This is a genomic window from Micromonospora sp. I033 (assembly GCF_053890995.1).
Window position 1 is genome coordinate 1 of the sequence record NZ_JBSSLX010000187.1, and the last position, 11,331, is coordinate 11,331.

General features: G+C 74.8%; 13 protein-coding genes. 3 read left to right on the top strand and 10 right to left on the bottom strand.

The annotated features are described in order from the left end of the window. From ACW0Q9_RS24255 to ACW0Q9_RS24270, 4 genes are all read right to left on the bottom strand, one after another. Positions 1 to 211 (bottom strand): hypothetical protein (locus ACW0Q9_RS24255; protein ID WP_456185019.1); only part of this gene is annotated, 211 nt, incomplete at its 3' end. Then, positions 211 to 1,701: a replication-associated recombination protein A gene (locus ACW0Q9_RS24260; RefSeq protein WP_456185021.1), complete on the bottom strand. Its 1,491-nt coding sequence runs from the start codon at positions 1,699 to 1,701 to the stop codon at positions 211 to 213. The genes ACW0Q9_RS24255 and ACW0Q9_RS24260, both read right to left, overlap by 1 nt. Positions 1,702 to 1,775: 74 nt before the next feature. Continuing rightward, positions 1,776 to 1,988, bottom strand: coding sequence for a hypothetical protein (locus tag ACW0Q9_RS24265; RefSeq protein WP_456185023.1), 213 nt, complete (start codon positions 1,986 to 1,988; stop codon positions 1,776 to 1,778). A 106-nt stretch (positions 1,989 to 2,094) separates the two neighbouring features. Beyond that, positions 2,095 to 2,649: a GNAT family N-acetyltransferase gene (locus tag ACW0Q9_RS24270; RefSeq protein ID WP_456185025.1), complete on the bottom strand. Its 555-nt coding sequence runs from the start codon at positions 2,647 to 2,649 to the stop codon at positions 2,095 to 2,097. 26 nt (positions 2,650 to 2,675) lie between these two features. Here ACW0Q9_RS24270 and ACW0Q9_RS24275 point away from each other — a divergent pair, with 26 nt between their 5' ends. Continuing rightward, positions 2,676 to 3,416, top strand: a complete 741-nt coding sequence (locus ACW0Q9_RS24275; RefSeq protein ID WP_456185027.1) for a GNAT family N-acetyltransferase — start codon at positions 2,676 to 2,678, stop codon at positions 3,414 to 3,416. 78 nt (positions 3,417 to 3,494) lie between these two features. Here ACW0Q9_RS24275 and ACW0Q9_RS24280 read toward each other — a convergent pair whose 3' ends face one another. The 4 genes from ACW0Q9_RS24280 to aspS form a co-directional block, all read right to left on the bottom strand. After that, positions 3,495 to 4,865, bottom strand: coding sequence for an MFS transporter (locus tag ACW0Q9_RS24280; RefSeq protein ID WP_456185029.1), 1,371 nt, complete (start codon positions 4,863 to 4,865; stop codon positions 3,495 to 3,497). Further along, a complete protein-coding gene (locus ACW0Q9_RS24285; protein ID WP_456185031.1) occupies positions 4,862 to 5,485 on the bottom strand; it encodes an ArsR/SmtB family transcription factor in 624 nt (207 codons plus the stop codon). The genes ACW0Q9_RS24280 and ACW0Q9_RS24285 overlap by 4 nt, the downstream gene beginning before the upstream one ends. A 61-nt stretch (positions 5,486 to 5,546) precedes the next feature. Then, positions 5,547 to 6,356 carry an SDR family oxidoreductase gene (locus tag ACW0Q9_RS24290; RefSeq protein WP_456185033.1) on the bottom strand — a complete coding sequence of 270 codons (810 nt, stop codon included), beginning with the start codon at positions 6,354 to 6,356 and terminating at the stop codon, positions 5,547 to 5,549. 62 nt (positions 6,357 to 6,418) lie between these two features. Next, the gene (gene aspS, locus ACW0Q9_RS24295; protein WP_456185035.1) at positions 6,419 to 8,224 is read right to left on the bottom strand and encodes an aspartate--tRNA ligase; all 1,806 of its coding nucleotides are present in this window, start codon (positions 8,222 to 8,224) and stop codon (positions 6,419 to 6,421) included. Positions 8,225 to 8,369: 145 nt separating this feature from the next. On the opposite strand from aspS, the gene ACW0Q9_RS24300 reads away from it, so the two are divergent. Continuing rightward, positions 8,370 to 9,083, top strand: a complete 714-nt coding sequence (locus ACW0Q9_RS24300; protein WP_456185037.1) for a DUF998 domain-containing protein — start codon at positions 8,370 to 8,372, stop codon at positions 9,081 to 9,083. Positions 9,084 to 9,153: 70 nt separating this feature from the next. Here ACW0Q9_RS24300 and ACW0Q9_RS24305 read toward each other — a convergent pair whose 3' ends face one another. Together ACW0Q9_RS24305 and ACW0Q9_RS24310 are read right to left on the bottom strand one after the other, a co-directional pair. Then, complete coding sequence (locus tag ACW0Q9_RS24305; protein ID WP_456185039.1) at positions 9,154 to 10,212, bottom strand: S1 family peptidase; 1,059 nt, start codon at positions 10,210 to 10,212, stop codon at positions 9,154 to 9,156. A 209-nt stretch (positions 10,213 to 10,421) separates the two neighbouring features. Next, positions 10,422 to 10,895, bottom strand: a complete 474-nt coding sequence (locus ACW0Q9_RS24310) for a winged helix-turn-helix transcriptional regulator (protein WP_456185041.1) — start codon at positions 10,893 to 10,895, stop codon at positions 10,422 to 10,424. A 56-nt stretch (positions 10,896 to 10,951) separates the two neighbouring features. On the opposite strand from ACW0Q9_RS24310, the gene ACW0Q9_RS24315 reads away from it, so the two are divergent. After that, a partial coding sequence (locus ACW0Q9_RS24315) for a PaaI family thioesterase (RefSeq protein ID WP_456185043.1) occupies positions 10,952 to 11,331 on the top strand: 380 nt, incomplete at its 3' end.

The window sequence follows — 11,331 nt, forward strand, 5'->3', positions numbered from 1 at the left end:
GCGGCACGGCGCCGGGCGCCGCCCCGTCCGGGCCGAGGTCGGTGCGCTGCTGCTTGGCCGTCCGCAGGTCGTCGATCCAGCCGAACTCCTCGCCGGCGGTCGCCTCGTCCGGCTCGGCGTCGGCCTTGCCCCGCCCCCACCGGCGGCCCTTGGCACGGGGGTCGCGCCGCTCGTCGGGGCCGTCCGCCGGCCGCTCCGGACCACGCGCCATCACTGCTGACCCTCCCCGACGGCGTCGCTGCCGCCCTCGCTCGCCCCGTCGACCCGCTCGGCGCCCGCCGGTCGGGCGCCGTTCACCGCGGCCTCCGCCCGCGCCGGTGGCGCGGGCAGCCCGCGCACGATGCGGCGCAGCAACGGCAGCCGGGTGGCCACCGCCCGCTCCGCGCCGTGCCCGCTGGGTTGGTAGTAGTCGGTCCCGACGAGGTCGTCCGGAGCGTACTGCTGGGTGACCACCCCGCGGTGGTCGTCGTGCGGGTAGCGGTAGCCGGCCCCGTGCCCGAGGCCCCGGGCGCCGGCGTAGTGGGAGTCGCGCAGCCCGCGCGGAACCGCCCCACCGCGACCGGCGCGCACGTCGGCGATGGCCGCGCCGATGGCCGTGGTGGCCGAGTTGGACTTCGGGGCGGTGGCCAGGTGGATGACCGCCTGGGCCAGGTTGAGCTGGGCCTCGGGCAGGCCGACGTACTCGACGGCGTGCGCGGCGGCGGTGGCGACGGTCAGCGCGGTGGGGTCGGCCATGCCGACGTCCTCGCTGGCGAAGATCACCATGCGCCGGGCGATGAACCGGGCGTCCTCGCCGGCGACCAGCATCCGGGCCAGCCAGTGCAGCGCGGCGTCCACGTCCGAGCCGCGCATGCTCTTGATGAACGCGCTGGTCACGTCGTAGTGGGCGTCGCCGTCGCGGTCGTAGCGCACGGCCGCCACGTCGACCGCCTGCTCGGCGACGGCGAGGTCGATCCGGCCGACGCCGCGCGCCGTGGCGGTGGCCGCCGCCGCCTCCAGCGCGGTGAGCGCCTTGCGGACGTCGCCACCGGCCAGGCGGACGAGGTGGTCCTCGGCGTCGGTCTCCAGGGTGAGCGCGCCGCCCAGCCCGCGTTCGTCGGTGACCGCGCGGCGCAGCAGGCCGCGCACTGCGTCGTCGTCCAGCGGCTGGAGGGTGAGCAGCACGCAGCGGGACAGCAGCGGCGAGATGACCGAGAAGTACGGGTTCTCGGTGGTCGCCGCGAGCAGGGTGACCGTCCGGTCCTCGACGGCGGCGAGCAGCGAGTCCTGCTGGGTCTTGCTGAACCGGTGCACCTCGTCGATGAAGAGCACGGTCGGCGGGCCGCCGGCGCGGCGCTGCCGGCGGGCGGTCTCGATCACGGCGCGGACGTCCTTGACGCCGGCGGTCAGCGCGGACATGGCGACGAAGCGGCGGTCGGTGGCCCGGGCCACCAGGTGGGCGATGGTGGTCTTGCCGCTGCCGGGCGGCCCCCAGAGGATCACCGACATCGGGGCCGCGGCCTCGACCAGTTGCCGCAGCGGGGCGCCCGGTGCGAGCAGGTGGTCCTGACCGACCAGCTCGTCGATGCTGGCCGGCCGCATCCGGACGGGCAGCGGCGAATCCGCCGCGGCGGCGGTGAACCCGTCGACGCCGCCGGAACCCGCGGGGGCGCTGGGCGCTCCGGCGGGTTCGCCGAGGGTGAAGAGGGCGTCGGATTCCATCACGAGAACAGTACCGGGCCGGGCCGACGGCGCTGGAATCGCGCCGCCGGCCCGGCCCGGATGGTCGTTTCCGGTCAGCCGCGGCCCGGCCGCCGGCCCCGGTACCAGCGGCCGCCGCCGGCGCCCCGGGAGCCGGAGCCGACCCCGGCCAGGTAGAGGGAGAGCAGCAGGAAGCCGAGGAGCATGAGGGTGTGGACGTTGAACAGGTCGGGCGCGCCGAAGTTCGTGTCCATGAAGTCGATCAACAGGGCGAAGCCGAACACGATGGCCGCGAGAATGGCGAGCATGGTCGTTCCTCCGGTGGGGGGTCCCAGTAGGTCGGCGGGGGATGTACCCAATCGGTCTGTTCGTCAATCTCCACCGTGGAACGCCCACCCGCCGGCGCCGGGCGCGTCAGCGGTCGGTGGCGAGGATCGCGTACCGCACCGAGTCCCACCAGGAGCCCCGGACGAGCAGGTGGTCCCGGCTGACCCCCTCCGGCCGCATGCCGACCTTCTCCAGCACCCGGACCGAGGCGACGTGGTCGGGCCGGGTGGTCGCCTCGACGCGGTGCAGACCCACCTGCTCGAACGCCAGCCGCAACAGCAGGCCGGCGATCTCGCTGCCGAGGCCCCGGCCCCAGTGGTCGGCGTGCACCACGTAGCCGATCTCCCCGCGCCGGTGCGGTGGGCTCTCCACGGTCAGCGTGCCCATCCCGACCAGCCGGTCCCCCTCGACGGCGGCCAGCCGGTACACCGGCCGCGGGTCGCCGTCGGCCTCGGCCCGCCACGCCGACACGGCGTCCCGGAGCTCGTCCGGAGAGGGCGGCTGCTCGTCGAGCACCCGGTCGAAGACACGCGGGTCGGTCATCAGCGCGTACAGCGGCGCGACGTCGGCGTCACCCAGTTCGCGCAGCACGCAGCGGCGACCGGGCAGCCGCACCGGCCGTACGGAGCGGATGGGGGTCACGGTTTCTCCTCTCGTAGGCTGGCCGCATGATCACTGCCGACCAGGTCCTGCTGGGACGGGACACCCTGCTCGCCGCCACCGGCCACCACCCGTACGCCCGGCACGCCCTGTGGCGGGACCGGGAGGCACGGGGCTGGCGGCGGGACGGCGCGGTCGGCTGGCTGCTCCCGCCCGACCAGGGTCCGGCCGGCGGGGCGCTCGGGGCGGCCGGGCCGGCGCTGGACGTCTTCGCCGGCCTGCTGGCGGACGGGACGCTGCGCGCCGGCCAGTGGCTGCACCTGCCGCGGACCGCCGCGGCGGAGGTGGCCGACCGGTTCACCGTGGCCCGGCTCGACGAGTGGGACTTTCTCTGGACCACCACGGCGCCGCCGGAGCAGCCGGAGGAGGAGCGCGTCGTCCGGCTCACCGAGGCCGACCACCCCGCGCTGGCCGCGCTGATCGACGAGGCCTTCCCCAGCACGACCTCGCGCCCGGGCGACCCGCGCATCGTCGACTGGTACGGCATCCGCGACGGCGACCGCCTGGTGGCCTGCGGCGCCGACCGCAGCCGGGGCGACATCGGTTTCCTGGCCGGGCTGACGGTGGCGCCCGACCGCCGGGGCCGTGGCCTGGGCGCGGCGCTCACCGCCGGGATGACCCGCGCGCTGTTCGCCCGGCACGACCACGTGGCGCTCGGCGTCTACACCGCCAACGTCGGGGCGATCCGGCTCTACCGGCGCCTCGGCTACACCGGCAGCGAGCCCCGCACCTCGGTCCACCTGGGCTGACCCACCGACCACGACCACCTCCCCGACCGGTGCCCCAACGCCCGACCCCGCCGGGCCGGCGGGGTCGGGCGGAGGCGGTCAGTCCGTCCGGGCGGGCGCGGCGGTGGCCGGGACCGGGTCCACCGGGCCGGCGGGGTCGAGCGCCGGGCCGGGGTGGCCCGGGCCGGCGACCGAGTCGCCGGGTCCGTGCTCGCCCGCGTCCGGCTCCTCCGCCGTCCGGCGCCCGGCCCGCCACGCCGGCAGGTAGAGCGGGGCGGCCACGGCGAGCACCACCGCGCCGACCAGCATCGCGACCGAGATGCTGGTCGCGTCGGCCAGGGCGGTCAGCACCACCGCGCCGAGCGCGCCGGCCGGCTGGGCCATCATCGAGTTCAGCGAGAGCACGCTGGTCCGGTACGGCCCGTCGACCTGCCGGTGCAGCAGACCCATGTGCAGCGGGTTCGACGCGCCGTGCACGGTGTAGCAGGCCAGGTAGGCGATGAGCACCCCGACCGGGCCGGCGAGCAGGCCCATCCCGACCACGGTGACGCCCTGGAGGATCCGCATGAGCGCGGCGGCGGGCGCGGCGCCCAGCCGGCGCAGCATCAGCGGCGTCAGGGCGGCGCCGGCCGCGTTGGCCAGCCAGGCCGCCGAACTGGCCGGGCCGAGCAGCGCGGCGGCCCGGTCGGCGTCGCCGACCACCTCGGCCAGGCGCACCGGGAGCAGCGACTCGAAAGTGATCATGCCGAAGCCCCAGAACAGCTCGACGGCGACCAGCGCGGCCAGCACCCGGTTGCTGCGGAGCAGGCCGACGGCCTGGCCGACCATCCGGGGCGCCTCGGCCACCGAGGCCCGCACCGCGGCGGCGCCCTGCGCCGGCCGGTGCTCGACCAGCAGCACGGTGAGCGCGACCAGCGCCACCGCCTGGAGGGCGATGGCCACCAGCACGGGCAGGGTCAGCGCGCTGAGCGGCCCGACCGGGCCGAGCGCGACCAGGCCGCCGCCCAGCAGCGCGCCGGCGCCGATGGCGACGCCGATGACGGTGCCGGCCCAGCCCAGGCCGGGCTCATACTCGGCCTTCGGGTCGGCGGCCAGGGTGGCGTCGACGTACCAGGACTCCAGCGGCCCGCTGTCGAGCGCCCGGTAGACCCCCTGCAACGCCCAGACCAGGAAGAACATCCAGAACGAGTCGGCCACGACGAAGAGCGCCAGCGAGACCAGGCAGATCACCCAGGCGACGACCAGCACCGGCTTGCGGCCGAGCGCGTCGGCGAGGCCACCGGTGGGCAGCTCCAGCACCAGCACCAGCAGGCCCTGGGCGGTGGCCACCAGGCCGATCTGGGACAGCGACAGGCCGCGCTCCTGCATCAGCAGGATCATCACCGGCATGAGCAGGCCGGTGGGCAGCCAGCGCAGGCCGTAGAGGGTGAGATAGCGGAACCGGACCTGGCGTACGGACAGGACGCTCACGGCTTCTCCTCGGTGGACGGCGGGGCGGACTGCGGAAGCGCCGCCCGCATCGGGAACGCCGCGAGGTAGAGCTGCACCGTCTCGGCGTCGGGGTCGGCGGGGTCGGTCTCGTCCCGGTGCCGCTCGAAAACCGCGAAGACCTCCTCCTTGATCGCTTCGAGGCGGGCGACCGGGATCCGCATGAAGAAGTCGCCCATGCCGAACGCGTCGCGCCAGGCGGGTGACCACTCGTGCCGTTGAGCGAACCAGCGCTCGGCGTGCTCGGCGAAGAAGCGGACGTAGTCCGCCTCGATCCACTCGATGGCGGCTCGGGAGTCGGGATCGTCGTCGAAGTCGCTGGACTCCCAGTTGGTGACGTCGTGCGCGGCCCGCCAGTAGCGCTGCCGGCCGGTGCCGAGGCTCGGGTCCTCGACGACCAGGCCGACCTCGGCGAGCTGGCGCAGGTGGTAGCTGGTCGCGCCGGTGTTGGTGCCGAGCATCTCGGCCAGGGCGGTGGCGGTGGACGGACCCACCACGCGCAGCGCCCCGACCAGCCGCATGCGCAAAGGCTGGGCGAGGGCGCGCACCTGACGGTGGTCGATCCGTACCGCACGCGGCTCGGGCCGCTTCTGCTCCTCCATGGGATGCACAATATCTGTGCACACCTTCCATGCACAAGTGCTGTGCAAAGAACCTGTGCTGTCAGCCGTACAGCTCGGTGACGCCTCGCAGCCGGGTACGCAGCAGCCCGGTGGCACGCGCGGAATCCAGCACCACCTCGCCCGGGCGGTGCAACCCGGCGCCCGCGATCGTGGTCGTCTTCAGCCCGCCCGCGTCCACTCCGTCGTGCCGGGCCACCAACAGGCCCAGCTCGGCGCGGCTGACCGCGTCCGGGCCGGCCACGTTCAGCGGGCCCGCCAGGTCGGTGGGCACCAGTTCGAGCACCGCCGCGGCGAGGTCGGTCACGTGCACGGGGCAGCGGGCCTCGTCGGTGAAGAGGACGGCCCGGCCGGCCAGGGCGTCCCGGCAGAGCTGGATCTGCTTGCTCCCCTCCCCCACGATCAACGACGTCCGCACCAGCACCGCCCCCGGATCGACCGCCCGCACCGCCGTCTCGGCGGCCGCCTTCGCCGCCCCGTACGGGTGCAGCGGCGTGGGGACGTCGTCATCCAGGTAGGGCGTCGGCCGGCCGGCGTGCAGCGCGTCGCTGGACAGGTGCACCAGCCGCGCACCCACCTCGGCGGCCGCGGACGCGATGTGGGCCGCCCCGTCCGCCGTGACCGCCCAGTCGTCGTACCGGTAGGGGGTGGCCACGACCGCGTCGGGGCGTACCTCGGTCAGCAGCGCACCCACGGCGGCCCGGTCGGTGACGTCGAGCCGGCGCGGCGCGACGCCCGGCACCGCGACGGCGGCCGAGTGGTAGGTGCCGACCACCCGGTGCCCGGCCGCGACGGCCTGCCGGCACACCTCGGCGCCGAGGAAGCCGCTGGCCCCCACCACGAGCAGATCCATCCCGTCCTCCAGACGTCGAAAGGCCCGCGCCATCATGACGCAGGCCTTTCGTCGGATCCGGATCAGGTCGGGTCGGCCACCGGAGCGGCCGGGCCGGCGGTGCCGGCGTGCGGGCCGGTCGGCGCCTTCGGCTTCGAGTCGATGCCGGCCTCGGCGCGCTGCTGGCCGGTGATCGGCGTGGGCGCGCCGGTCAGCGGGTCGAAGCCGCCGCGGGTCTTCGGGAAGGCGATGACCTCGCGGATCGAGTCCGCGCCGGCCAGCAGCATGCAGACCCGGTCCCAGCCGAAGGCGATGCCGCCGTGCGGCGGGGCGCCGTACTTGAACGCCTCCAGCAGGAAGCCGAACTTGTCCTGCGCCTCCTCGGCCGTGATGCCGAGCAGGTCGAAGACCCGCTGCTGCACGTCGCCGCGGTGGATACGGATCGAGCCGCCGCCGATCTCGTTGCCGTTGCAGACGATGTCGTACGCGTAGGCCAGCGCCCGGTCCGGCGCGTCCTCGAACCGGTCCACCCACTCGGAGTTCGGCGAGGTGAACGGGTGGTGCACGGCGGTCCAGCCGCCCTCGTCGGTCTTCTCGAACATCGGCGCGTCGACCACCCAGCAGAACGCCCAGGCGCTCTCGTCGACCAGCTTGGCCCGCTTGGCGATCTCGATCCGGGCGGCGCCGAGCAGCTCCTGCGCCTCCCGCGCGTTCGTGCCGGCGGCGAAGAAGACGGCGTCGCCCGGCTTCGCGCCGACCGCGTCGGCCAGGCCGGCCAGGTGCGCCTCGGAGAGGTTCTTGGCCACCGGGCCACGCGGCTCGCCGGTCTCCGCGTCGAGCACCACGTACGCCAGGCCCCGCGCGCCGCGCGCCTTCGCCCAGTCCTGCCAGCCGTCCAGCTCCTTGCGGGTCTGGCTCGCGCCGCCCGGCATGACCACCGCGCCCACGTAGCCGCCCGCGTCGATCGCGCCGGCGAAGACCCGGAACTCGGTGCCGCGCAGGTAGTCGGTCAGCTCGGTCAGCTCGACGCCGTAGCGCAGGTCCGGCTTGTCCGAGCCGTAGCGGGACATGGCGTCGTGCCAGGTGATCCGCGGGATCGGCCGGGGGATCTCGTGGCCGGCCAGGTCCGACCAGAGCGCCGCGACGATCGCCTCGCCCAGGTCGATCACGTCGTCCTCGGTCACGAAGGACATCTCGATGTCGAGCTGGGTGAACTCCGGCTGCCGGTCGGCGCGGAAGTCCTCGTCCCGGTAGCAGCGGGCGATCTGGTAGTAGCGCTCCATGCCGCCGACCATGAGCAGCTGCTTGAACAGCTGCGGCGACTGCGGCAGCGCATACCAGCTGCCCGGCTGGAGGCGGACCGGGACCAGGAAGTCGCGGGCGCCCTCCGGGGTGGAGCGGGTCAGCGTCGGGGTCTCGATCTCCAGGAAGTCCCGCTCGTGCAGCACCGCGCGGGCGAGCTGGTTGGCCCGCGAGCGCAGCCGCATGGCCTTCGCCGGGCCGCCGCGGCGCAGGTCGAGGTAGCGGTACTTGAGCCGGATGTCGTCGCCGGCCTCGATCTGGTCGTCGACCGGCAGCGGCAGCGGCGCGGCCTCGGAGAGCACCTCCAGCGCGGTCGCGGTCACCTCGACCTCACCGGTCGGCAGGTCCGGGTTCTCGTTGCCCTCGGGGCGGCGGGTCACCTCGCCGGTCACCTTGACGCAGAACTCGTTGCGCAGCGCGTGCGCGTCCTCCTCGCGGAAGACCACCTGCACGACGCCCGAGGCGTCGCGCAGGTCGACGAAGATGACACCGCCGTGGTCGCGCCGGCGGGCCACCCACCCGGCGAGCGTCACCGTCGAGCCGGCGTCCGCGGCGCGCAGGCTTCCGGCATTGTGGGTACGGATCACGGCTTGCGTCTCCTCATCTGGTCCACGTCTGCTCCCCGCATTCTGTCAGGGCGGGCGGGCCGGCTCCCGGGCACCCGCCGAGCCGGCCGGGCCGGGACGCGGCGAACCCCCGGCCCCGGCCGGGCCGGACGGTTACCGTGGCCGGGTGCGTGCCGTACCGAGCTGGGCCGTGGCGGCGGCCGCGGCGGCGCCCGTCCTGCTGGTGGCGGGCTCGACGGTGGCGGGCGCCCGGCAGCCGCCCGGCTACGACCCGGTCCGCGACACCATCAGCGAGCTGGCCGGGGAGGGCGCGACCGACCCGTGGCTGATGGCGGCCTGCCTGGTGCTGCTCGGCTGCTGCTACCTGGGCACCGCGCTGGTGCTGCACGCGGCCGGGCTGGCCAGCCGGTTCCTGCTCGCCGTCGGCGGGGTGGCCACCATCGCGCTGATCGCGTTCCCCCGGCCGCAGGTCGGCGGCTCACCGGCACACGGGACGGTGGCCACGGTCGCGGTGCTCGCTCTGTCGCTCTGGCCGGCCGGGTCGGCGCTGCGGCTGCCCCGGGCGGTCCGGCGCGGCGTGGCCGCGTCCCCGGCCGGCACGCCGCCGTGGGCGTTCCGCCGGCCGGTGGCGCTGGCCGCGACCGTGGCGCTGCTGGTCCTCTTCGGCTGGTTCGTCGTCGAGGTGACCGGCGGGTCGCGGACCGGGCTGGCCGAGCGGGTGGCCGCGCTGGCCGTCGCGCTCTGGCCGCTGGCCGCCGTCCTCTCCGCCCGGCGGGCGCACCGCCGCTGGTCGGCGCGGACCGCGGCCCCACCGGTGGCGGACCCGCCCCGGCCGGGCGGGCCGCCGGTCAGCCCGGGTCGGCCGGGAGCAGGTGGTTGACCCGAGTCCGGTGATCCACGAACGCGGAACGGGCCGCCGGTTCCCCGGCGGCCCGTGCGCGTGCGATCGATCAGTAGACGCTCACGCCGTAGACGCTGAGCGCCTCGGTCACCGGCTGGAAGTAGGTGGTGCCGCCGGAGGAGCAGTTGCCGCTGCCGCCGGAGGTGAGGCCCAGCGCGGTGCTGCCGGCGAAGAGCGAGCCGCCGCTGTCACCGGGCTCGGCGCAGACGGTGGTGCGGATCAGGCCGGAGACGCTGCCCTCGGCGTAGTTCACGGTGGCGTTGAGGGCGGTCACCGAGCCGCTGCGCACGCCGGTGGTGCTGCCGGAGCGCCGCACGCTCTGGCCCACGTACGCGTTGCCGGCGGCGGTGATGTCCTGGTAGCTGCCGTTGTAGAGGTAGACGTTGCCCGGCTGCGTGGTGGTCTGGTTGCTGTACCGCACGATGCCGTAGTCGTTGCCGGGGAAGCTGGTGCCGGCCCGGCTGCCGAGGAGCGTGGTCTGCGAGGAGTTGCTGTACCAGCTCGACGAGATGTTGGTGCAGTGCCCGGCGGTGAGGAAGTACTTCACGCCGGAGCTGCTGCGCACGTTGAAGCCGAGCGAGCAGCGCCCGCCGCCGCCGGCGTAGATGGCGTTGCCGCCGGAGATCCGGGTGCTCAGCACGCCGGCCTCGGCCTCGATCCGCACCGCGCCACCGGTGCGCGCGGCGGCGGCCTTGACCTTGTCCAGCTTGGCGCCGGTGACGGTGCTGTCCACGGAGACGACGACCTGGTTGGTGGCCGGGTCGGTCCACCAGGCGGTGCCGGGGATCTTGGCGGACCGCTCCAGCTCGTTGGTGGCCGCGGCGAGCTTGTCGGCGCCCCGGGTGACGAGCTTCGGGGTGGCGCCGGCGGCGCGCACCTGGCGGGCGGCCGCGGCGTCGGTCACCGCGACGACCATGGTGCCGCTGCTGTCGGCGTACGCGCCGGCGGCCCGGTCACCGAGCTTCGTGGCGAGGGCGGCGGCGGCGTCGGGGGACGCGGGCGAGGCGGGGGCCGCCTGGGCGGGTGCGCCGAGGAGCGATCCGGTGACCAGGGTGCCGGCCACGGCGACGACAACGGCGCGGCGGAGCGTGGACCTCGTGGGTCGCATGTAACAACCTCCGGATGGGGGTGACGGGCACTGTCATGCGGACGCGCCCGGGGACAACCCGGCCGACCTGGGGAAACCGGCCGGGCGACCCAAGTATTCACATATTTAAGATCGTAAGCAAGACACGCCTTTGCCGGAATTTGCAGGGCCGCACGATGTAACCGGGAAGCAACATCATCGACATCGGCTGTCAGAGCCGGCGGGCGCGCTCAACCCCGGCGGCGGGCGCCCGGGCCGGGGCGCGGCACCACGCCGCGCGGGTCGGTCACCTCGTGCCCCTCGGCGCAGCGCAGCGCCACCCGGACCTCGGCGCCGCAGTCGCGGTGAGCAACGGTCAACGGCGGGCCGTCCGGGTCGGCCAGGTAGCGGTCGCCCCAGCCGAGCACCGCCACCAGCACCGGCCAGAGGTCGAGCCCCTTGTCGGTGAGCCGGTACTCGTGCCGCAGCCGGCTGCCCGGCTCCCGGTAGGGCTCCCGGCGCAGCACGCCCTGCTCGACCAGCATGGCCAGCCGGTTGGTGAGCACCTGCCGGGGGATGCCGGTGCGCACCCGCATGTCGTCGAAGCGGCGCACGCCGTTGAAGATTTCGCGCAGCACGACCAGGGTCCACCGCTCGCCGAGGACCTCCATGGCGCGGGCGATCGTGCAGTTCTCCACCGACCAGTCCAGTGCCGCGGGTCTCATGCCGACCAGGCTAGGTCTCATTGACAGACTCAGCAACGCGCTGCGAGGCTGAGTCCATGACACAGACGCAGGAGCGCAGCCGCACCTTCACCTGGTCCGACCCGGTCGCCGGGGCGGCGCACATCGGCCGGCGCGGCGGCCTGGAGCTGCTGCGCGCGATGATCGCCGGGGAACTGGCCGCACCGCCGGTCATGCATCTGATCGACATGGCCCGGATGGAGGCGGACGAGGGCCGCGTCGCGGTCGAGCTGGTGCCGCAGGAGTTCCACTACAACCCGCTGGGCACCGTGCACGGCGGGGTCCTCTCCACGCTGCTGGACACCGCCGCCGCCTGCGCCGTGCACACCACCCTGCCGGCCGGCGTCGGCTACACCTCGCTGGATCTCAACGTGAAATTCCTCCGCCCGGTCACGGTCGCCAGCGGCACCCTGCGCTG

What these genes read in the sequence shown, in the direction of transcription:
- ACW0Q9_RS24260 (WP_456185021.1), bottom strand. Translation starts at nt 1,701, where the DNA reads ATGGAATCCGACGCCCTCTTCACCCTCGGCGAACCCGCCGGAGCGCCC.
- ACW0Q9_RS24265 (WP_456185023.1), bottom strand. Translation starts at nt 1,988, where the DNA reads ATGCTCGCCATTCTCGCGGCCATCGTGTTCGGCTTCGCCCTGTTGATC.
- ACW0Q9_RS24275 (WP_456185027.1), top strand. Translation starts at nt 2,676, where the DNA reads ATGATCACTGCCGACCAGGTCCTGCTGGGACGGGACACCCTGCTCGCC.
- ACW0Q9_RS24285 (WP_456185031.1), bottom strand. Translation starts at nt 5,485, where the DNA reads ATGGAGGAGCAGAAGCGGCCCGAGCCGCGTGCGGTACGGATCGACCAC.
- ACW0Q9_RS24290 (WP_456185033.1), bottom strand. Translation starts at nt 6,356, where the DNA reads ATGGATCTGCTCGTGGTGGGGGCCAGCGGCTTCCTCGGCGCCGAGGTG.
- ACW0Q9_RS24305 (WP_456185039.1), bottom strand. Translation starts at nt 10,212, where the DNA reads ATGCGACCCACGAGGTCCACGCTCCGCCGCGCCGTTGTCGTCGCCGTG.
- ACW0Q9_RS24310 (WP_456185041.1), bottom strand. Translation starts at nt 10,895, where the DNA reads ATGAGACCCGCGGCACTGGACTGGTCGGTGGAGAACTGCACGATCGCC.